Raw genomic sequence first — 19898 nt, 5'->3', positions numbered from 1 at the left:
AGCGAGATGTAATCCGTCAACCCATGTTTACAAATGCTTGTTATACGTATTTACGTGTACGACAACATGAATATTTGCCTACCTTATGACTTTGCAACAGAAGCAGGTTGATTTCTAAACCTAATATGCAGTAACCAGAATATAGGTCATATGAATCATTAAATTCTCCTATTTTATGTAAAATTAATGTGAATATAAGGAAATTTGTTTACATGTGTATACCTTTGGTCATGGCTTCATATATGCAAAAAGGATGACCTGTACCGCTTCTCTCCGCGTGTTCAGATCATCCTTATGTGTATCTATCTGATTGTTATGATGGCGATTGTTCGCGATAACCGATACCGTACAACACATATCGTTGAAGTTCATCCAGCTGCTGCTGTCGATTCGGTTGCTCCTGATCGAGCAGCGGAATAAACGGAAACGATTTGGCGGTATTGCTGCCGAACAGAATACTCCCCATCACTTGCAAAAACGTCTGGTCGAGCGAATAGAACTGAAACACGCCTTGTTCTCGACCTTCTTTTAAATATTGTCGCAGCAGTTCCCATGCCGGGAACGTATACTGCTGAATCGTCGCAATTCGCTCTGAACGAAGTGCAAACTCCTGATGCAAAATATGCGAAATCTCCGGGTCTTGCTGACCGAAATCGAACAGTCGCTCAATCAAGCGCGCCAACCCGTTAACCGGGTCCAGCTGCTCCTGCCGAATATGTTCGGAAAAGAGTGGAAACGGAATAAACTGTTGCAGCATCGCTTCAAACAGATGCTCCTTGCCCCCATAATAGTAGGAAACGAGCGAAATATTCGCATTCGCCTCCCGGCAGATTTCGCGGATGGTCGTCGCTTCAAAGCCTCTGGCTGCCGCCAGTTTGCGTGCCGCCTGCAAAATCCGCAGTTTCACATGATCTTCGCCTTGTTTTACCAAAGTCCCCTTCACTTCCCTGCTTCAAATTGCTTACAGCCGGAAACAACACACAGACCTGTTTCGTTCTGATTCACCAATCATTTCCAGACTTGCTTCTCTTATCTTAGCATCAAGACTCGGCTGCCGCTACTGTAGGCGATACCGGCATGCGGTCGCGGCGGAAATACGTCGATACAACGATGATGATCAGCGCTACGGCAAAGATCAGTACTAGCGCCAGACAAGCCGCTCCCGTACCGTTGCCGCCGAACAGAATGTTCATCAAGCCTTGTACCGCATACGTCGCCGGGAAGGCACTACCCAGTACATGGTAAAATTCCGGCAACAGCTCACGCGGCATCATCGCCCCGGACGATACCAGCTGCACCGACAGAATCAGGATATTGAACAGCATACCCGCCATATCGAATACAAACAGGAACATCTGCGCTACGAACATAAAGGTCAGCAGGAACAGCGCCTGGAAGCCCCACAAAGCGAAGAAGCCATGCCCTAACTGTCCGCCGAACAACGCCACCAGCGAAGTACCGATCAGCGATACAACGACTGCTGACGCAGCGGTAACGAGCAGACGTACCGACATGCGCTGCCAGCGTCCGAAGCGGCTTGCCATCGCTTTGGATGAGATTTGAAAATTCTGTCCCATGATCATCGCGCCCACATACGAAGCAAGAACCATCATCATTGGCACCATCTGGTTGTTCATACCCTGCACCGGATTCACAGATTGAATATCCGATACGACACGCTGCGCCAGCATAGCTGCGGTTGCCTGCGCTTGCTCTGCCGATGCCTGACCGGAACCGGAGAAGACACCAGTCAAGCCACTCTGAATCGCGACCTTGTTCACGCTCGCCGTTACTTGATCGGCGATATTGGTCATCATATTCTTGATCATGACTGGATTGGATTCGTTAATGAGATAATGCAATTGTGCCGGATTCGCCGATTGCACCGATGTACCAAAATCGGACGGAATCTGGATAATCATTTGCACCTCGCGATCCTGCAATTGCTGCTTTGCCTGATCAAGGGTCAGTTCTGTTTTGAGTTGAACTGGCAATTTGCCTTGCAATCCTTCGATAATCTGCTGTCCGTAGGTAGGGTCTTCGTTGACTACCGCTACGCTCAGATTTTGCAGACGGTCGGTAATGCCTTGGTAGCCGGTCATCCACACGACGGTGAAGATAAGTTGGAACAAAATTGCCGTCATAATTCCGACTTTGGTGGTAGGCAATTTCATAAATGCTTGAAACGCGCTTTTCATGTATCCTCCTTGTGACGCCATGTAGCAATGGACTGTCTGTACATTTGTTAAAATTTAGTTGCTGGAACGTTGCTGGAACAAGTTTTTCAAACAACCGTTTAATATCATAGAATCTGAAAGCGGATACTGTCAAACAAAGAATTTGAAATTTTTCGGGAGAGGGGGAACACTCCGGGGATGGAACATGCCGGCGCCTCCGGTGAAGCCCGGATGTCAGGAATGGGTGAATGCGGTCGACATCCGGGCTTCAAAGTCGGACGTCCGGCATTGTTCCATCCCCTCCGTTCCGTACCTCATCCTGTACTCTTTGGGGGGGAGGGCAGGTTTTTGCAAAGAGAAGGAGTGGCAGTGAGTTTGGGGGATGGATTGGCGTTAGGGAGTGAATTGGAGAGGATGGGGATTGTTGGGGTATAGGGATGGTTTGGTGTTTGGTTGATGGGTGGTTGGGATGGAAAGAAATGAGAGTGATAGGTGATGGTGGTGTATAGGGATAGTTGGAATGACTGAGAAAATCGTAATATAAAGATAGTGATACGTAGTAAAAAAGAAGTCTGCTCGGGGGAGCGACTTCTTTTTGTTTGCTTGGTATTTGACGGGTAGTTGTGTGGAATGGATGGTGGTACTGGGTTGCAATGTTTGCATTGTAATTAGGTGTTGTTTGTATTGGTTGGCTGTGGATGGTCTGGGTTTGTTGAATGGTTTTGGGGATTGCGATGTTGATGTTGGGTGCGTAGGTCTTGCAGTATGAGCCATGCCATCCAGAGCAATGCGACGACGTGGATGCAGGATACGATGATGCCTGGGGTCGGTGGTAGGTAGCTGGTCATGACTGCCCACAGGTTGTAGGTGATGGTGACGCTGAGTAGTAGCGCGAGTGGTATCCAGCGGCGATCCAGCAAGGTGATCAGCAGCAGCATGATCAGTGCGGGGACACTGTAGCGCTCGTGAATCTCGGTTGGTAGCATGAAGAAGGCGAAGGAGATCCAGGCGCCGGCTTTGAGCATGGTGGCGGTATTCAGGGTAAACCGTCTCCCTATATACCAGCCGGTATATAGCACTGCCAGCAGTAATAATACAAAGCCGATATTACGAAGCGATATTACGTTCCACAGCTTGATCGTGTCGCTTGTATCAGGCGTTGTACCGACCAGATAGTACCAGATGTTGAAGGCATTCAAGGTTACTTGCTTGTACATGCCGACTGCACTCAGGTACGCCCCTCGAATCATCGCTGTGAATCCGCCGTATAGGGCGAAATATAGAGCCGTGAGTAGGAGCGGCAGCAAGGCACCAGCAAGGAATAGCAGCAAGGGACGAAATTGTCTTTTCCATAACGTACGCAGCATGTACCAGCCGAATACAGGCGCGATGACAATTGCCTGAAATTTGGTTAGCAGTGCGAGCGCGAACAGAATGCCCGCGATCAGTGGAGCGGACAAGATGAGCAGCAATGAGCCGGTCATCAGCATGCCATTCAGTATATCGACCTGCCCCCAGATGGCGCCATCGACGATTAGCACGGGATTGAGCGCGAACAGTGCCAGCAGTAGCGGGCGGGTGATGACTCCAGCTTTGCCGCGTGACCAGATCGCTACAGCGATAAAAGATAGCAAATCCAGTACGATCAGAATTCCTTTATACGACAGCGTACCTGCGGTTGCCTGTATGCCGAACAGATGTAGGACTGCCGCATAGATGCTCATCAGCGCCAAGAAAATTGGCGGGTAGTTGATTCCATGATTGTGCATATAGACGGTTCCCAGTCCATATTGCCTCACATCGTTCATCCATTGCACGAATAGATTCTGGTCGTCCATAAATCCGGGATAACGTCCTCCAAGCCAGAGTCGAACCAGCAGACCGGCGACTAACAGCCCCGCGATCCACCACCATTCACGGCGGCGATTGTCTGTATTGTATCGTCCCGTCCGATGCAGACGAGATTGCAGCGCATCCGCGCGTTTATTCATACGGTCTTACCTCCCTGTGCAATACAAAAGTGGCAGACGTTTATCCAAGGAAAGCATGATATGCTTCATCGCATACATACTAGAAACGATAATGCTTGCCCCTATTATACAGTCGTCTATGGCTGGATTACCAACAATGCCCACTCATTTACTAGCCCGTATCATGACCTTCCTCCCTTTCCTCTGTATAGGAAGTCCGAATTTGCCAGAATAGTATTGCCAAATGCACATTTTTATCGAAAAATGGGAATATTGCATCTTTATGCGAGATGCTTCGTAAACATGGAAGTATTGCAAATAGCAAGTATTCAAAAGGAGTGAGCATGACAAGATGTATTACCCACTACAATACATAGAGTGGTCGGAACGACAACAACGCGAGCAAGGATTGATTCACGAATATCCGTCACTGCCGCAGGATGAGTTATTTCTGCACAAGCTGGTAGATGCGGTCAAGCTGAATCATCGCATCTGGGTACATATTTCGCATGAAACGCAGGACGATCAGCGGCATGTCGTGTATGCGCGTCCATTTGCTCAGGAGTTATCAGAGCCGTATCAGGAAAGTCTCGGTCGTGTCATCGCCGGGCAAAAGGATTATCCATCGCGACTGGAGCCGGAATTCTGGATCTGGGACGGGCGTGATTTTATGCGCCGCGCCTCTTATTCTTCGTTTATGTCCACACTGGATATCGCGCGTATGCTGCTGGATCATTATCGGGTCGAACAGGGATACACGTATGAACTGCTGTATACGGCACTAGATGCCGATCGGCAAAAGGTTATGATTTTCATGAGAGGAGTGGATCTGTAATGAACAACGATAACAACATCCCCTCGTCTTCACAGGTGCATCGCCGCGAATCGTCGGAGTCATCCAGCCAAACGACAGGTAGTGCCGCCAACAAAGCCAAAATGACCGCCTTCTCGCTCATGCTGATCGTACCGGTTGCTCTCACCGGCTGCGGCGACAAAGATCAGTATTGTCAGTATGACAGTGCAGGCAAGCCATTTGACTGTCAGGATGAAGATTATTATTATAGCTCCGGCGGTGGCTACTATAGCTCCCATTCTTACAAAAAAAGTACGTCCAGCTCGCACAGCGGTTTTGGTAGCTCCGGCTCTAGCCATTCGTTCTTTGGAGGCTGATCTTATGCGGCAAACCCGTAATTTGCAACTATCGCGTGAGGTGTTATTTAGCGGTGAAGTGGCAGAGGTCGTACCGTATCACATTATGTACGATAAGCCGTATTGCCTGTCCGCCTTAACGCTGTACACCTCACATGAATATGAGCAGCTTGCACTCGGTTCACAGCGGGTGCATCAGCTATATCGCAAAACGCTGCGCTTCGTCCAGCAGCATTTGCCAGAGCCATATCTGATCCATCAGCTTGGTCTGCATCCTCTACTCGCTGCGCTAGCAACAGAGCAGATCGATTGGGACGGCATCACCCGATTGGACTGGATCATCAGCCCGAACGGCGATATGAAATGTATTGAAAATAACACCGATACGCCTAGCGGCATTCCAGAAGTCGCGTATTTGGAAGGAAAGCTGCTGCAATACGCGCCGGATTTACGACCTGCATCTGCGCAAATGGATGAATGTATTCGTGAGATGTTCCTGTCTGCGGTATACGATTATCGGCAGCGCGGACTTGGCGGTATCCTGTATATGACTAGCTACGACTGGCATGATGAGGATCGGATGAATACGCTCTATCTGTTGGAACAATGCAAGCGAGCGGGCATTGACGCGGTATACGTGCCGCTGGAGCAATTGCGCATTGTGCCGGGTGACGGACTCTTTTATGAACAACAGAAGATTGAGCTGTTATACCGTCTGTATCCACTTGAATATCTGGTGGAAGATCGCGAGGAAGACAGCGGACGAACGGTAGGCGAGGACTTGCTGCATCTGGTAGCGGATGGCAAGCTGGGACTGATCAATCCGGTACAGCATATGATCACCCAGAGCAAAGGCTTTCTGGCTACGCTCTGGTCGCTATATGAACGCAACGACCAGATGGCGGAGCAGATCGGCTTTACGTTGTTTACAGAGGAAGAATGTCAGTGGATTGAGCGGTATATGCTGCCGACTTATTTTACACCTGAGCCGTTTATACTGGCGGATATTCCATATGTGTCAAAAGGATTCTTTGGGCGCGAAGGTCAGGGCACGAAGCTCATACAGCAACCGCAGTTGCAGGGTGAACCTGTAGCGGAGACTGTAGATCGTTCGCCTTCGCCACAGGAACAGGCGATCACAGAAACGCAGATGCCTTCAGCTGGTGCTTCCGATTCCGATCCTACCGACAGAGCAGAGGACGAAGCCGCCGCCGCTATCGCTGCTTATTATGAGCATCAATTGCAAATTTACCAGCAGCTGCAACCGATGGAGCCAGTGTGTGCGCAGACGGTGGAAGGCGATTTTGACGGGTATTTGTTGACGGGTGCCTTTGTGATCGGCGGACAATTTGCCGGTCTGTTGCCACGGATTGGTGGCAAGGTTACGGACAATCTGGCATGTTATTGTGCAGCGGCAATTTTGCCGTAAGTATAGCAGCAGAACTCGATAGGATAGAACAAAGAGATGGTATTCATTTACTAAGGAGGAACTGTGTTGAGAAATTTTGTAGCGGATCTGGGGCATGTAGGAATTGGGCTGGTGATTTTATTTGCCATTTTGCTGGTGGGGTATTATGTATTCAGCCGTTTAACCCGGTACGATGATAACAAGGAGATCGCCGCAGGCAATGAAGCAGCTGGCATGTATATGGGCAGTAAGCTGCTCGGATTGTGTATTATCGTCGGGCTAGTGTCGATCAGCTCGGACAATTGGCTGGATGTGATCATCTGGTCAGCGGTCGGGATCGTGATTCTGTGTCTGGTGTATATGATCTTTGACCTGATCACACCGAAAACAAAGCTGTGCGAGCAAATTCAGAACGGCAATATGGCGCTGGCGCGTTTGCTGCGCTCGGTCATTATCGGCATCTCGTTCGTCATCGGCACATTTTTGATGTAATTATGCGAATAAGGAAACAGCCCCTATGTACCCATGACGATATGGGAGACATAGGGGCTGTTTGGTGTGGTGTATCGCTTGGTTGTTCTGTTTTGTTTTCTGTTCTGTCGGGATCAGGTCATTATTGGGCTACATAGCCATAAGAACCGGATTTGAATGTTTTTGGGTCATACCATTTGTATCCTGCGGATGGAGCAGCCCAAGGTTCAGCTTGCGGCTCCGTCGATGTAGCAGGGTTCTCGATCGACAGCAACGATGTTTTGCTGTCCAGTGTCAGACCGCTTACTTGTGTCAGATCGGTATAGCTTTCTTTGACAGCCAACCAGCGCACGGTGTTTACGAGCAGGGTAGCATCGTTCACTTCTTTGTAGCCATCGTAAGTCGTTTTCGTTTGACCGGTTTCTTCGCGTTTGTACTTCGGCGAAGCGTCTTCTACTGGTGAGGAATCGCCGATAAATGCTGCCTTCCCTGCACCGAGCTTGGATACAGCCGCGTAAGGACCTTCTGCACGTCCGCCGCCATTGTATACGCCCTGATCGACAGCATTGCCCCATTTGGACATGCCAGATGGGATATAAACGATCCCTTTCGCTTTGTTCGGGTCCAGAATGGCGAGTGTAGAACCGGCGTGCATCGCTACCGAGCTAACACCAGCAGTAATGCCGAATGCTTGCGAGGAAGCAACGATGTCCGTTGCGTTAGCATCACCCAGCGCATTGTAACGGAAACGAATACCGAAGTTGCTGCCCAGCCAGTCAGAGCCAGTTACATTTTGCATTGCCGGAGAAGCGGCTTCTTCAGTTGTCATGCCCAGTGTCGGATTGTTGTAAGCGCCGCGGCGGTATCCGTTGATCGCTTCGGAACCATCCCAGCGGTTTTTGTTACGGTCAGCGTTGTAGTGGTCACCGATGAAGAAGATGCTACCGCCGCCTTTGACGTATTGCAGCATCGCTGCCTGTTCGCTTGTTTTGAACGGTACGTTCGGCTCAGCGATGACGAATACGTCATAACCTTTCAGCTTGTCGTACGTGATCGCTTGCTCGCCAAATGTGTAAGGAATCGAGCGTTCCAGCGAAGCGACTGTGAAGCCGTCTGCACGCAGACCACTTGCAAAGTCGGAGAATCCGCCGTCAATTACCCAGTCGGCTGCACCCGCTGTTTGGGCATGGGTATTGTCGAACAGTACTTTTTTGCCTGTACCGTTAGGCAGTGTCGTGCCGGGTTCGGTTGGTGGAGGGGTTGGGGTTGTACTGCCGCCTGTCGTGATGGCAGTCGGGTTCTTTACACCCGCAAAGTTGTTGTATGTACCGGCTGTGCCTGTAACCGTAATCGTTGTGCCGATCAGTCCCGGGTTCGTTTGCAGACCGTATTGGGAACGGAACGATGTTGGCAATTGAACATCCAGCAATTTGGATGTGCTGGTTTCGCTGCTGCTGTCTGCCAGCAACACGTTAAAATCATTCGCAAATGGACTTTTGAAATTCGCGGTTTGCGAACCACTGGCGTGCCCAACGATAATACCGGTTACCGTAATCGTGCCTGCACTTTGCGATTGGATCGCCTGTGCTACGGTGAGTGCTGTTGCTGCTTGCACCTGCTGTTGTGGAATAAATCCCAGCAATGTAGCGACTGTCAGAACAGCAGTCATCAGCGTAGCAACCCATCTTTTGCGAATAGTGTAATTCAATGAACATTCCTCCTGTACCCGTCCATGCGGGAAAATGCGATTCTCTATTGATCATATTCCTCTTTTATCTATCAAATTCCTCTTTTATGTAAAATTTTTATTAAAAGGAAATTTAGGTCATTTTTTCGTATTTACGTGATGTCTTTTTCATGTCAGATATAGACAAATCCAGCATCATCCCTTAAAATGTCCAATAGACCAATCATCCTACCTTTACATTCAAAACGATTATTGATGATAACTGGCAATCTATATATACAGAAATGCGGTGAAGCATATGTTTGATAAATTAGAAAAGAAATCGCTGGTCGAGCAGCTGTGCGAACGGCTGGAGGAGCAGATTCGCAGCGGCGTATGGACCGTCGGTATGCGCATTCCAAAAGAAGCGGAATTGATGGAGCAGTTTGGCGTCAGCCGCAATACGCTGCGTGAAGGGATTCGCGCCTTGGTGCATATCGGTCTGCTAGCAACGCGTCAGGGAGACGGTACGTTTGTCATCGCCGCCAGTCCGCTCGGCTCGGTATTGCAAAAGCGGATCGGTAATTCTAGCGTCATCGAGATTCTGGAAGTCCGACATGCGCTGGATCGTGAAGCGGTCATTCTGGCATGCCAGCGCCGCACAGAGGACGATCTACAACAGATGGAGCATTATTCCGCCCTCTGCTTGCAGCATACACATGCTGGCGAGATCGAAGCATTCGTTGAGGTTGATATGCAGCTGCATCATACGATCATCGCGGCATCGTACAATCCGCTGCTGGTCGATCTGTACAATCATATGTTTGAACGGATTCAAATGTCGATCATGAGCACGACCGAGCTGACGACCGACAACGATCATACCGGGCATCACAATCTGATCGACGCTATTCGCCAGCAGAATGAGCAGCAGGCAGCGGCAATTGTGGACGATTATATTCATTATTTTAAAACTATTATGACTGAAGGAGATTTCAAGCAATGAAGCGTACCCTTGCTATACCCGGTCAGTCTGCACCGTTGCGGAATCCGGCGTTTTTGCTGTTTTGTATTCTGTTTGTTTCTTGTACGATGCGTAGTCCGATTACCGGGCTTAGTCCACTACTGGATCTGATTCGTGTTGATTTCCCCATTTCCAATACGATGGCGGGCTTTCTGACGACTATTCCGCTACTGGCGTTTGCATTATTATCTCCTTTTGTCGCCAAGCTGGCTGGCAATTACGGCATGGAAAAGATCATTTTCTTCTCGATGATCGTCATGATGATCGGCGGCTGGATGCGTCCGTTTGGTGGACTGGGGATCTTGGTCACTGGTACCTTTCTGACAGGTCTGGCGATTGCTGTGATCAACGTCATTTTACCGGGTCTGATCAAGCGTGAATTCCCACATCGGATCGGGCTGATGACGAGTATTTATTCGATTTGCAGTAATGTATTTGCTGCGCTGGCATCGGCAATCAGCCTGCCGCTGGCATTGAGCGCTGGACTCGGCTGGAAAGGATCGCTGCTCACATGGACAGTATTGGCGACCGGAGCACTGCTGTTCTGGCTCACCCAGTTGCGTCACAACAAAGTGGCTCGTCTCGCCAAGCGCTCGCATACTTCGGGTCATAGCGTGTGGAAATCGCCGCTGGCGTGGAAAATCACCTTTTTCATGGGCATGCAGTCGATGATCTTCTACGTCTCGATTGCGTGGTTGCCGGATATTCTGCAAGAACAAGGCTTATCGCGCATACAATCCGGCTACATGCTGTCATTGATGCAATTCTCGATGCTGCCTTTTAACTTTATTATCCCGATTCTGGCGGCGCGTCTTGCGACCCAACGATTGCTCGTCGCCGGAACGGTCGCTATGTACCTGATCGGTCTGCTCGGTATCATCTTCGGCAGCGGACATATCGGCATCATCGCCGTCTGCCTGATCCTGATCGGTATCGCTGGTGCGGCTGCCTTCAGCCTGTCGATGATGTTCTTCAACCTGCGTACCCAGACACCGGAACAAGCAACCGAAATCTCCGGTATGGCACAATCCGTCGGCTACCTGTTAGCCGCCTGCGGTCCTACCCTATTCGGTATCCTGCACGACGTCTCCAACAGCTGGACGATTCCACTGCTGCTACTCGTCGCAGCAGCAGCGACACTTCTTTACACCGGTCTAGGAGCAGGCAGCAAAGGCTATATCTACCCTACCGCTACCAAAGACACCGAGATTCATGTGGAGTAGCTTCAAACATTCATTGGCTACTCCTACCAATCCAAACATCACACTATCTGATTGTGGAATCATCGGATGATCGTCATTCTCATCATGGAACGGAGCAGCATCCACATACGGTTGCCGCTCCATTTTTTATTTTTATTTTGTTTTTATTTTCTATTCCGTTTCGATCTCCCACTCCTATTCATCTTGCCGCAGCTATACTTCCAGACTGCTTACTCTATGTTTCCCATCACATCCCCTTGCATACAAAGGATACATCCAATCTTCATCCGCCATCACTCCACACTGCTCTATACTAAAGGTAGTCGCTCCGCTGTATACCAGTCACAACATTACTACATATCCCGATTCCAATATCCCAATTATAGAAAAGAGGACATCCACCATGAATCATCCTATGCATCCTACAACGAACATACTCGCCATCTCAGGAAGCTTGCGCCAGTCTTCCTCCAATACAACGCTGATGAACGCTATCATCAATCTTGCCCCAGATTATCTGGACTTCACCACTTATACCGGTCTCGGCGACCTGCCTCATTTCAATCCAGATCTCGATACCGATCAAGTACCTCAGCCTGTCCAAACTCTTAGAACACAGCTCAGCCAAGCTCACGGCGTTCTGATCTGCTCGCCTGAATACGGCAATGGCGTACCCGGCGCACTCAAAAATGCCCTCGACTGGATCGTATCGTCCGGTGAATTTGTCAACAAACCGACCGCCGTCATCACAGCCTCTCCATCGCCACTGGGCGGCAACTATGCCAACGCCTCCCTACTGCTCACCTTACAAATGATCAACGCCCAACTATCAGACACAACGACCCTAACCATCCCGCACATCACCTTAAAGCTATCCAAAGAGGGCACCATCACAGACCCTACGTTAAAACAAAACCTGCAAGCTCTGCTCCAATTCCTACACCAGTCTTGTCATCCATCCATAAACTAATACATTGTATCCCATGCTGCTCGGAACGCTGGAAAGGAAATAAGGGGAGCAAGCGACCTTGTAGAGAGGAGAATCTACAACTGTCTCCCATTCCATCGATTCTCCTTTCTCCCTGGAGCCTATCCCGTTATTCCTTTCCGTAGTGGTAGATACCGATTCAAAAACAGGAATTTTTCCAGCGAATCCCGATTAACACGCTCAGATTAGGGTATGTTCTATAAGGAAGCCAAAAGCACCCTTGAAGGAGGAATCACGAATGACAACAGATATCAAAACAACCGTCAAACTGAACAATGGTGTGGAAATCCCATGGTTCGGTCTGGGCGTATGGCAAGTCGAAGAAGGCGAAGACGCAACCAAATCCGTAACTGCTGCGATCAATGCAGGTTATGTACTGATCGATACCGCCGCAGCCTACAAAAACGAGGAAAGCGTCGGCAAAGCAATCCGCGAATCCGGCGTACCGCGCGACCAACTGTTCGTGACATCCAAACTGTGGAACGGCGATCAAGGTTACGAATCTACGCTGGCAGCGTTTGACGATACGATGAACAAGCTCGGTCTGGATGTGCTGGATCTGTACCTCATTCACTGGCCAGTCAAAGGCAAGTACAAAGATTCCTGGCGTGCGATGGAAAAGCTGTACAAAGAAGGTCGCATCCGTGCAATCGGCGTAAGTAACTTCCAACCGCATCATCTGGACGATCTGCTGGCAGATGCGGAAGTCGTACCAGCGGTCAATCAGGTGGAATTCCACCCACTGCTCACGCAAAACGAACTGCTGGACTACAGCGCGCAAAAAGGCATTCAAGTCGAAGCATGGTCCCCGCTCGCTCGCGGTAAACTGTTCGATAACGAAACCGTCAAATCCATCGCCGATAAATACGGTAAAAGCCCTGCACAAGTGTTACTGCGCTGGGTACTGGATAAAGGTGTTGTCGTTCTGACTCGCTCTGTAAAAGAAGAACGTGTTGTCGATAATGCTAACATTTTCGACTTCCAGCTGACGACTGATGAGATCGACCAGCTGAACGCGCTCAACAAAAACGAGCGTACTGGCCCAGACCCGGACAACTTTAACTTCTAACTTAGGCTGCTACGATGTAGCCCAAAGCTAAATACAACCAACAACCGCCCGTCAACCATATCCCATGGTCGGCAGGCGGTTGTTTTTGCTTGCACAGATACGTCTGCTACGGATACAGCTGCTACGTTCCACATCATTCCCTATACATATAAAAAAGCCCCCGCTAGGCACGGAGGCTGGAATGAGTAGAATGATTGTGTATCTGTATAGTGGAATCTTATGTTGCGTCCCTGTCGCTTGCTACGTATTCCGCTCGTCTTTCCCGTTTGGTTATGAAGACCCTACGATTGAACTGCGAGTACCCAAAAGTGCCTGCTTCAAATGATTGTACTGATTAAGTATGGAGTCTACTCGTCTCGACTGGTCCAATACGCGGTGGTCTTGTAGGTCATAGAATTGCACCATCTCATTAAGTTCTCGGCGCTCCTGTTCGATGCACTCTTCCATTAATTTAAGACTTTCCAAGAAACTCACCTCCTGCCGCGATCTGTAAAAGGAACAGCTGCTTATTTGTACGTCTCTATATCTTTCTATTCTAAGGCAGTCTGCATAGCTTGCTCTGTCTACGAATTTTACCAAACGATTCCTATTTCTACCATATCAGATTTACACGTACTTTACATTATAAAGTTACATAATTCTATAAATGATCGGGTATATCGCGATTACGCTTCTATCCTCATCGCTGGATAGGCTGTACAACGTTCTGTTTTCAGCCGCCGATATTTCAAATTTTAGCTTTTGGCAATTTTAATACAAATCTGGGCATAATGCAAAAAGGCAGCCCGGATATGTAGTTCCGGCTGCCTGCTGCATCTGCTGTATTGCTGTTATGAATTATCCAACAACAGCTTAATCGCCCGCTGCATTGGTCAGTGGTCCGCTGCCCAAGTGACCGGAACGATTCACTTTTGTTTTTAGATATTTTTCGTTAAATTCGGAGATATCTCCCCACAGCGGCACACGACCGCTTACGACTGCACCGGAGCGCTGCAAGGCGTCCAGCTTGCGCGGGTTGTTGGTGATTAGTGTTACCGGTTGTTGACGCAGTTGACCGAGTACGGCAATCGCATCGTCATAGTTACGCGTATCGTCTTCAAAGCCCAACTCCAAATTCGCTTCTACTGTATCCAGACCTTGCTCTTGCAATACGTATGCCATCGCTTTGCTGAACAGACCGATGCCGCGTCCTTCATGATTTGCCAGATAGAACAATGCGCCGGTGCCATGAGCAACGATCATTTTCATCGACTGCTTCAGCTGATAGCCACAGTCACAACGTTTACTACCGAAAATATCGCCGGTGTGACAAATACTATGCATGCGAATCAGCGCATCAGCGGAACCTTGGAAGTCGCCGTATACGAGTACGCTCGATTGCTGTGCTTCCGCCAGATTGGACGAGGATAGCATCTCGATAATTGCCGCATGATCAACATTCGGGTTGCCGCATTCTGCGCCCGGCATATTGTCACAGCGCAACCAGCAATACCACTGGAAGACGACCGTTTCGCCATCCAGATTGACTGGCAGACGAATCGGGCCGACCAGATAGATGGATTTTTCACCACTGGGTACAATTTGTATACGATCTTTGAGGGCATCTGCTATTTTGGGATTAATCATTATGAATTACCTCCGGTTGTGTATCTCTGTCAACGATAGATACGTGTTATATTCAAAATTGGATGATGAACCGGCTGCATTCATTCCGCTTCATCCCGTCTTGTGTCCTCTGACTGTCCATGGTGTGAATGCGTATCATCTCCATAGTTGGTACTCAACATGTTGAAAAGCGATGACTTCGCCTGATGCTACTTTACGGCTGATATGCCGGGAAATTGCCGCTGAAGCTGGATTCTTTGGCAAACTGGATATCCAGCTCGGCAGTTGTCTCCTGACGGCGCAATTGTTCAAACTGGCGCAGTGTTTCCAGTCCGGTGTCACCCGACCGCAGCGCATCCAGCAGCAGTGGAGCCAATATGTGGGCATCCTGCATAGCGCTATTCACGCCGATGGCGCCAGTTGGGCTGAACGTATGCGCCGCATCGCCCATAATGACTAGTCCGGGCTGTACCCATGTATCACACACACAACTCTGCACCTGAAGCAGCACAAAATCATCCCATGTGCGGATATGCTTCTCCACGGTTTGTTCTAGTTCTGGAAATGCCTCGACAAGTGCGCGTGCAAATGGCTCTACTGGCTGTTTGCGCAGCTTGCGATAGCTGTCCTGCTGAATATTCCAGCCGACCTGAATATATCCACCCTGCTGGCTGAATAACGCCAGCTGCGAATCATTGGCAAGCGCCATCCGTACAGTGGCAGGCCAGCCTGCCGGTGCGGGAATGCGCGCCCACAGCAGGTCAAAGCCGTGCTTGAGAATGCGCGTGCTAATGCCTGCCAGCTTGCGCACGGTAGAGTAACGTCCGTCTGCGCCGATGACCAGTTGACTGTGTATGATCTGTTCTTCCCCTTGATGGCGCACTTTGACGCCGTTGACGGCTCCACTTTGCTCATCGTGTAGCAGCTCGGTGACCGTTGTATCCATCATCAGTCTGTAATTCGGGAATGGAAGAGATTCGCCGATCAGTACATGCAGCAGGTTTTTTTGTGGAACATGGATACCGGTATGTCGTTCACCCGGACCGGGCAAGATCGTCTTGATGATGCGTCCTTGTTGAAAATATTCCACACGCTCCATCAGCAGTAACCCCGCCTCCTGTACGCGCTTGTACAGTCCGTGCTCCTTCAAAATACGTTCTCCTTGTGCGTTCAGATGCTCCCCGCGAAATTCTTTATCCATATGACTATGCCGTTCCAGCAAAATCACGGACACTCCGCTAGCTGCGAGCAAATACCCGAGTAGCGCACCGCCGGGACCCGCTCCCGCAATAATTACTTCTGCATGCAAACTCATCGGCTTCTCCTTCCCACCGCGATTACAGTACCTTTATTTGTAGTAGTGGTCGCTCTATTGGTTTATTACTTACTTTTAATAAGTAGATTATATTTAAGAAAATGTGCTTTGTCAACTTTGTGTATTCGTATATTGTCATATGTGTTTCTGCATCTAAGAAGCGATACACCCACGATGGGAATAGGAAAAGAAGCCAGAGATTACGACTCTCTAGCTTCTTTATCGGATGGCGGATTCAAATTAATTTGTATATTTTGGATATTTAGCAGTCCATCCCGCAATCCGTCCAGATCCAAACCATCAGCTGCAAATGCTTGCCGTACTAGTCCAGGCTGGATAAATTCATCATACTTGCCGAGATACGGCGCTTCTTCCTCGCCCAGCAATTGCTCAGGATAATCGATATGTTTGCATTCGGCGATCATCTCAGCTAGCAGCTCTGCCGCATCCGCCTTGCCTGAGACGACAAAATAATACGGCTCCATCGGCGTGACAGCGCGAATTCCGAGTCGTTCAGCAAGATTATGCTTGAGCATCCGCTCCAGTGTACGGAACGGCTTACTTCCTAACCAAGGCAATACAAAACACGAATCGCCACCCGCCGGAATAACGATCTCATCCAGTAATCCAGTTTCCCGTGCAAGCCGCCGTGCGCGCTCCAGTCGGGAAGCAGCGTTAGGTGCCAGATACGAGTAGAGATCGGTGGAAGCAAGAATCTCGCGGATCTTTTGCATCACGCGGGTGTCGACGTCGCCGCCTGCACCAAGCCAGAGCGTATCGACTTTGCCTTTGGACGATTTGACGTAGACCGCCTTGTGACGGCTATCGATCTCCTCTACTTTCCACAGCTTACCTGCCAGCGAGAAGCAGTAGCCCGGCGGCGGCACAGTCGTAATCGAACCAATTTCCTCTGAACCGTTGTAAACGGCATGCTCCTCGTCATCCTTAAACACGGCGTAGAAGCGGAAGTTGTTGACGATCTTCTCGCCCGCCATGCCGATAATCAGCGTACCTTCCTCCGTCTGCTGAATATGATCCAGCTGCAACAGATACCGCAAAAATTGCTGATACTGCTCCACTGTAAAATGCCGAAACGGTGGCAATGTCATCACCGCACGCGCCAGCTCGGCAGGCTCGGCTTCGCCCATACTTTTGAGCGTACTCATCGTCTGGTGATATAGAATGCCAATCGGCAGCTTACGCGCGCTGAACGGCTCGACCCAGCGGTCGCGTACATATAGCTCAATGACCGCAATCGCTCGTAGCATCATCCATGGCATGCGCGCAGGTAATTGCGCTTGCTCATCCTCTTCCTCTGGACAGACGAAGATCATTTCCGAGACAGCTCCTTCGCGTCGCCCGGAGCGACCAAGCCGCTGAACAAAGCTGGAACAAGAATACGGAGCGCCCAGCTGAATGACACGCTCCAGTTCGCCCAGATCAATTCCAAGCTCCAATGTCAGCGTCGCCGCTGCTACAGCTGGCCCGTAGCCTTCGCGTAGTGCCGCTTCCGCTTCTTCACGCAGCATCGCCGAGATACTGCCATGATGCACATGGAAAATATCCGGTTCCTGCCGATGAGCAGCAACTTTACGCATTTCCAGTGTCAAATATTCAGCATCCGAGCGGCTGTTAGTGAAGATCAACGCTTTCTTATGATGCGTCTGGTCGTAAATGAAATTGTGATACGCCTGCTGTGCATATTCAAGCTGCTGCGCCTGTTCTTCATTGCGCGCATCGGGAAACGAGAAATGCTCTACGCTAATGCGCAGTTTGCGCGAGCCTTGCGGCGATACGATCTCTACCGGCTGCCCGGTATCCGAAGACAGCCATTCACAGGCACTCTCGTAATCGCTCAGCGTCGCGGATAAACCGATTCGCTGTGGACGACAACCAGCCATGCGCTGAATACGCGACAATTGCGACAACACCTGCACCCCACGATCTACACCCATAAAAGCATGCACTTCGTCAACGACAATATAGCGCAGATCGCCGAACAGCGCTGGAATCGAATTCGGCTTGTTCATGAGCAGCCCTTCCAGCGATTCCGGTGTAATCTGCAAAATGCCAGATGGATTCTGTACCAGCTTCGTCTTATGTGATTGCGGTACATCCCCATGCCAGTGCCAGACCGGAATGTCAGCATCCCGCAGCACGCCTTTGAGCCGCTCATACTGGTCGTTAATCAGCGCTTTGAGCGGCCCGATATACAGAATGCCTACCGATTTAGACGGCTGCTCATATAATGCGGTCAGCGCGGGGAAAAAGGCAGCTTCCGTTTTGCCTGAGGCTGTACCTGATGCGATCAGCAGGTGATGGGGCGTATCCAGCAGTACCCGGCATGCTTCCACCTGTGCCTCCCGCAATTCTTTCCAGCCGCTACGATAAATGTATTCCTGAATAAACGGCGCCATCCGGTAAAACGGATGCCCGCTCACAGGTCAAACTCCGCCAAGAAGTCATCCACATCATCCGGCTGCTTCGGTGCGGCTCCGTTCGCCCGTGTGGAAGTCGACTGCGCGCCGCCCGCTTTTGCCGGACGGTCTTCATCATCTGCGCTATAACTGTTCGATGACGCCGCTGGCGCCGATGCTAACTCGCCCAGCAGATGGTCAAACGTCAATTCTTCGTTGAAATGCAGTGTATTCAGCAGATCGACAAAATCACGCACCACCTCGCGCGGAGTCAGCAATTCATCTGCGCCCAGTCGCGATACCGCCGTTTGCATAAAGGAAACAAGCTGCGCCTGCTGAAGCACACTGTCGTATTTGTAATGCTGGCAGTGAATATCGCGCAGCTTTTGCAGCATAAGCAGAATTTCTTCATGAGACAACATCTCCAAGCGAATGACCGGGCCAGCAAAATTCTTCGTACCGCTGCTACCGAATCGGCTCTCTGCCAATCGGGAACGCAGCGCTTCATAGCTGTACAATCCACGGCGTGGGTCTTCGACAAACTGCGGCGTGCCGCCAACGAAGACGCCGAGATGACCGGCTTTGCCCTGCATCGTATCGTTGAAGATAGTCAGTAGCTTTTCATAATTGCTTTGACGGGAGACGCTGTTGGAGATTTTGTACAGATTGACACCTTCGTCGACGAACAGCAGCAATCCTTTGTAGCCGATACGAGCAGCAAATTCCGCCCACAGCTTCATATAATCGTACCAGCCATCATCGTCAATAATGACGCTCACATTCAGCTCGCGCCGCGCTTCAGTACGGGTCTGGTATTCACCGCGCAGCCAGCGCAGCGCAGACTGCTTGAGCGCATCTTCGTTCAGACGAATGCCCTGCCAGTACGCAGACAATACTTTGGCAAAATCAAAGCCGTGTACCCAGCCCTCCATCTCGCCAGTTACCGTATGAATGCGGCGCTGTACCTCGATGCCGATGGACGGATCATCCGCAGTAACGCCCTGTTCCTCCATCACCTGCAATTGCAGATTGGAGATCCATTTTTGCAGCATCGATTCCAGTGCGCCGCCATCGGGACGAGTACGGGTAGACAGATTGATCATCAGCTCGCGGTATGTTGCCAGCCCCTGTCCCTTCGCGCCCGTGAGACGACGTTCAGGTGACAGATCGCCATCAGCAACGACAAAGCCGCGATCCATCGCATAGTTGCGAATCATTTGCAGCAAAAAGCTTTTCCCGCTGCCGTACCGACCGGTGATCAGCTTGAACGCCGCACCGCCATCGGCAACATTGTCCAGCTCGCGTAAAATGGATTCAATCTCGTATTTGCGACCGACTGCCACATGCTCCAGCCCGATGCGCGGAACAACCCCGGCAGCAAACGAGTTGACCAGTGCGGTCGTGATGCGTTTTGGTATTTTCACTTCATTCATTTCC

General features: G+C 50.2%; 17 protein-coding genes. 8 read left to right on the top strand and 9 right to left on the bottom strand.

Annotated features, from left to right (window positions below; genetic code table 11):
- Positions 1 to 313: 313 nt before the first annotated feature.
- From ACE3MZ_RS01650 to ACE3MZ_RS01640, 3 genes are all read right to left on the bottom strand, one after another.
- Entirely contained in the window at positions 314 to 931 is a 618-nt protein-coding gene (locus tag ACE3MZ_RS01650) for a TetR/AcrR family transcriptional regulator (RefSeq protein WP_411344822.1), read from the bottom strand.
- A 109-nt stretch (positions 932 to 1040) separates the two neighbouring features.
- Positions 1041 to 2198, bottom strand: a complete 1158-nt coding sequence (locus ACE3MZ_RS01645) for a YhgE/Pip domain-containing protein (protein ID WP_411344821.1) — start codon at positions 2196 to 2198, stop codon at positions 1041 to 1043.
- A gap of 647 nt (positions 2199 to 2845) precedes the next feature.
- Positions 2846 to 4168, bottom strand: a complete 1323-nt coding sequence (locus ACE3MZ_RS01640) for a hypothetical protein (protein ID WP_411344820.1) — start codon at positions 4166 to 4168, stop codon at positions 2846 to 2848.
- Between the two features lie 331 nt (positions 4169 to 4499).
- Here ACE3MZ_RS01640 and ACE3MZ_RS01635 point away from each other — a divergent pair, with 331 nt between their 5' ends.
- From ACE3MZ_RS01635 to ACE3MZ_RS01620, 4 genes are all read left to right on the top strand, one after another.
- Positions 4500 to 4982 carry a hypothetical protein gene (locus ACE3MZ_RS01635; RefSeq protein ID WP_411344819.1) on the top strand — a complete coding sequence of 161 codons (483 nt, stop codon included), beginning with the start codon at positions 4500 to 4502 and terminating at the stop codon, positions 4980 to 4982.
- Positions 4982 to 5317 (top strand): hypothetical protein, encoded by a 336-nt coding sequence (locus tag ACE3MZ_RS01630; protein WP_411344818.1) that lies wholly within the window; start codon positions 4982 to 4984, stop codon positions 5315 to 5317. The genes ACE3MZ_RS01635 and ACE3MZ_RS01630 overlap by 1 nt, the downstream gene beginning before the upstream one ends.
- A 4-nt stretch (positions 5318 to 5321) precedes the next feature.
- Positions 5322 to 6725: a glutathionylspermidine synthase family protein gene (locus tag ACE3MZ_RS01625; RefSeq protein ID WP_411344817.1), complete on the top strand. Its 1404-nt coding sequence runs from the start codon at positions 5322 to 5324 to the stop codon at positions 6723 to 6725.
- 66 nt (positions 6726 to 6791) lie between these two features.
- On the top strand, positions 6792 to 7196 hold the full coding sequence (locus tag ACE3MZ_RS01620) for a DUF350 domain-containing protein (protein WP_411344816.1): 405 nt from the start codon (positions 6792 to 6794) through the stop codon (positions 7194 to 7196).
- A 121-nt stretch (positions 7197 to 7317) separates the two neighbouring features.
- On the opposite strand, the gene ACE3MZ_RS01615 is transcribed toward ACE3MZ_RS01620, so the two are convergent.
- The gene (locus tag ACE3MZ_RS01615; RefSeq protein ID WP_411346665.1) at positions 7318 to 8844 is read right to left on the bottom strand and encodes a DUF6359 domain-containing protein; all 1527 of its coding nucleotides are present in this window, start codon (positions 8842 to 8844) and stop codon (positions 7318 to 7320) included.
- 316 nt (positions 8845 to 9160) lie between these two features.
- On the opposite strand from ACE3MZ_RS01615, the gene ACE3MZ_RS01610 reads away from it, so the two are divergent.
- From ACE3MZ_RS01610 to ACE3MZ_RS01595, 4 genes are all read left to right on the top strand, one after another.
- Positions 9161 to 9847, top strand: coding sequence for a FadR/GntR family transcriptional regulator (locus ACE3MZ_RS01610; protein ID WP_411344815.1), 687 nt, complete (start codon positions 9161 to 9163; stop codon positions 9845 to 9847).
- Positions 9844 to 11088 carry a CynX/NimT family MFS transporter gene (locus ACE3MZ_RS01605; RefSeq protein WP_411344814.1) on the top strand — a complete coding sequence of 415 codons (1245 nt, stop codon included), beginning with the start codon at positions 9844 to 9846 and terminating at the stop codon, positions 11086 to 11088. Before ACE3MZ_RS01610 ends, ACE3MZ_RS01605 begins: the two co-directional genes overlap by 4 nt.
- A gap of 382 nt (positions 11089 to 11470) precedes the next feature.
- Positions 11471 to 12037 (top strand): NADPH-dependent FMN reductase, encoded by a 567-nt coding sequence (locus ACE3MZ_RS01600; RefSeq protein WP_411344813.1) that lies wholly within the window; start codon positions 11471 to 11473, stop codon positions 12035 to 12037.
- Positions 12038 to 12293: 256 nt separating this feature from the next.
- Positions 12294 to 13124, top strand: a complete 831-nt coding sequence (locus ACE3MZ_RS01595; RefSeq protein WP_411344812.1) for an aldo/keto reductase — start codon at positions 12294 to 12296, stop codon at positions 13122 to 13124.
- Between the two features lie 270 nt (positions 13125 to 13394).
- On the opposite strand, the gene ACE3MZ_RS01590 is transcribed toward ACE3MZ_RS01595, so the two are convergent.
- From ACE3MZ_RS01590 to ACE3MZ_RS01570, 5 genes are all read right to left on the bottom strand, one after another.
- Positions 13395 to 13571: a Spo0E family sporulation regulatory protein-aspartic acid phosphatase gene (locus tag ACE3MZ_RS01590; protein ID WP_411346664.1), complete on the bottom strand. Its 177-nt coding sequence runs from the start codon at positions 13569 to 13571 to the stop codon at positions 13395 to 13397.
- 405 nt (positions 13572 to 13976) lie between these two features.
- On the bottom strand, positions 13977 to 14750 hold the full coding sequence (locus ACE3MZ_RS01585) for a GTP cyclohydrolase II (protein WP_411344811.1): 774 nt from the start codon (positions 14748 to 14750) through the stop codon (positions 13977 to 13979).
- 193 nt (positions 14751 to 14943) lie between these two features.
- Positions 14944 to 16044 carry an FAD-dependent monooxygenase gene (locus tag ACE3MZ_RS01580; protein ID WP_411344810.1) on the bottom strand — a complete coding sequence of 367 codons (1101 nt, stop codon included), beginning with the start codon at positions 16042 to 16044 and terminating at the stop codon, positions 14944 to 14946.
- 200 nt (positions 16045 to 16244) lie between these two features.
- A complete protein-coding gene (locus ACE3MZ_RS01575) occupies positions 16245 to 18485 on the bottom strand; it encodes a DEAD/DEAH box helicase (protein WP_411344809.1) in 2241 nt (746 codons plus the stop codon).
- Complete coding sequence (locus tag ACE3MZ_RS01570) at positions 18482 to 19894, bottom strand: ATP-binding protein (RefSeq protein WP_411344808.1); 1413 nt, start codon at positions 19892 to 19894, stop codon at positions 18482 to 18484. The genes ACE3MZ_RS01575 and ACE3MZ_RS01570 overlap by 4 nt, the downstream gene beginning before the upstream one ends.
- Between the last annotated feature and the right edge of the window lie 4 nt (positions 19895 to 19898).

Source organism: Paenibacillus sp. WLX1005 (genome assembly GCF_046603685.1).
Classification (GTDB): Bacteria; Bacillota; Bacilli; order Paenibacillales; family Paenibacillaceae; genus Saccharibacillus.
This window is presented reverse-complemented; position numbering and strand designations above follow the sequence as displayed.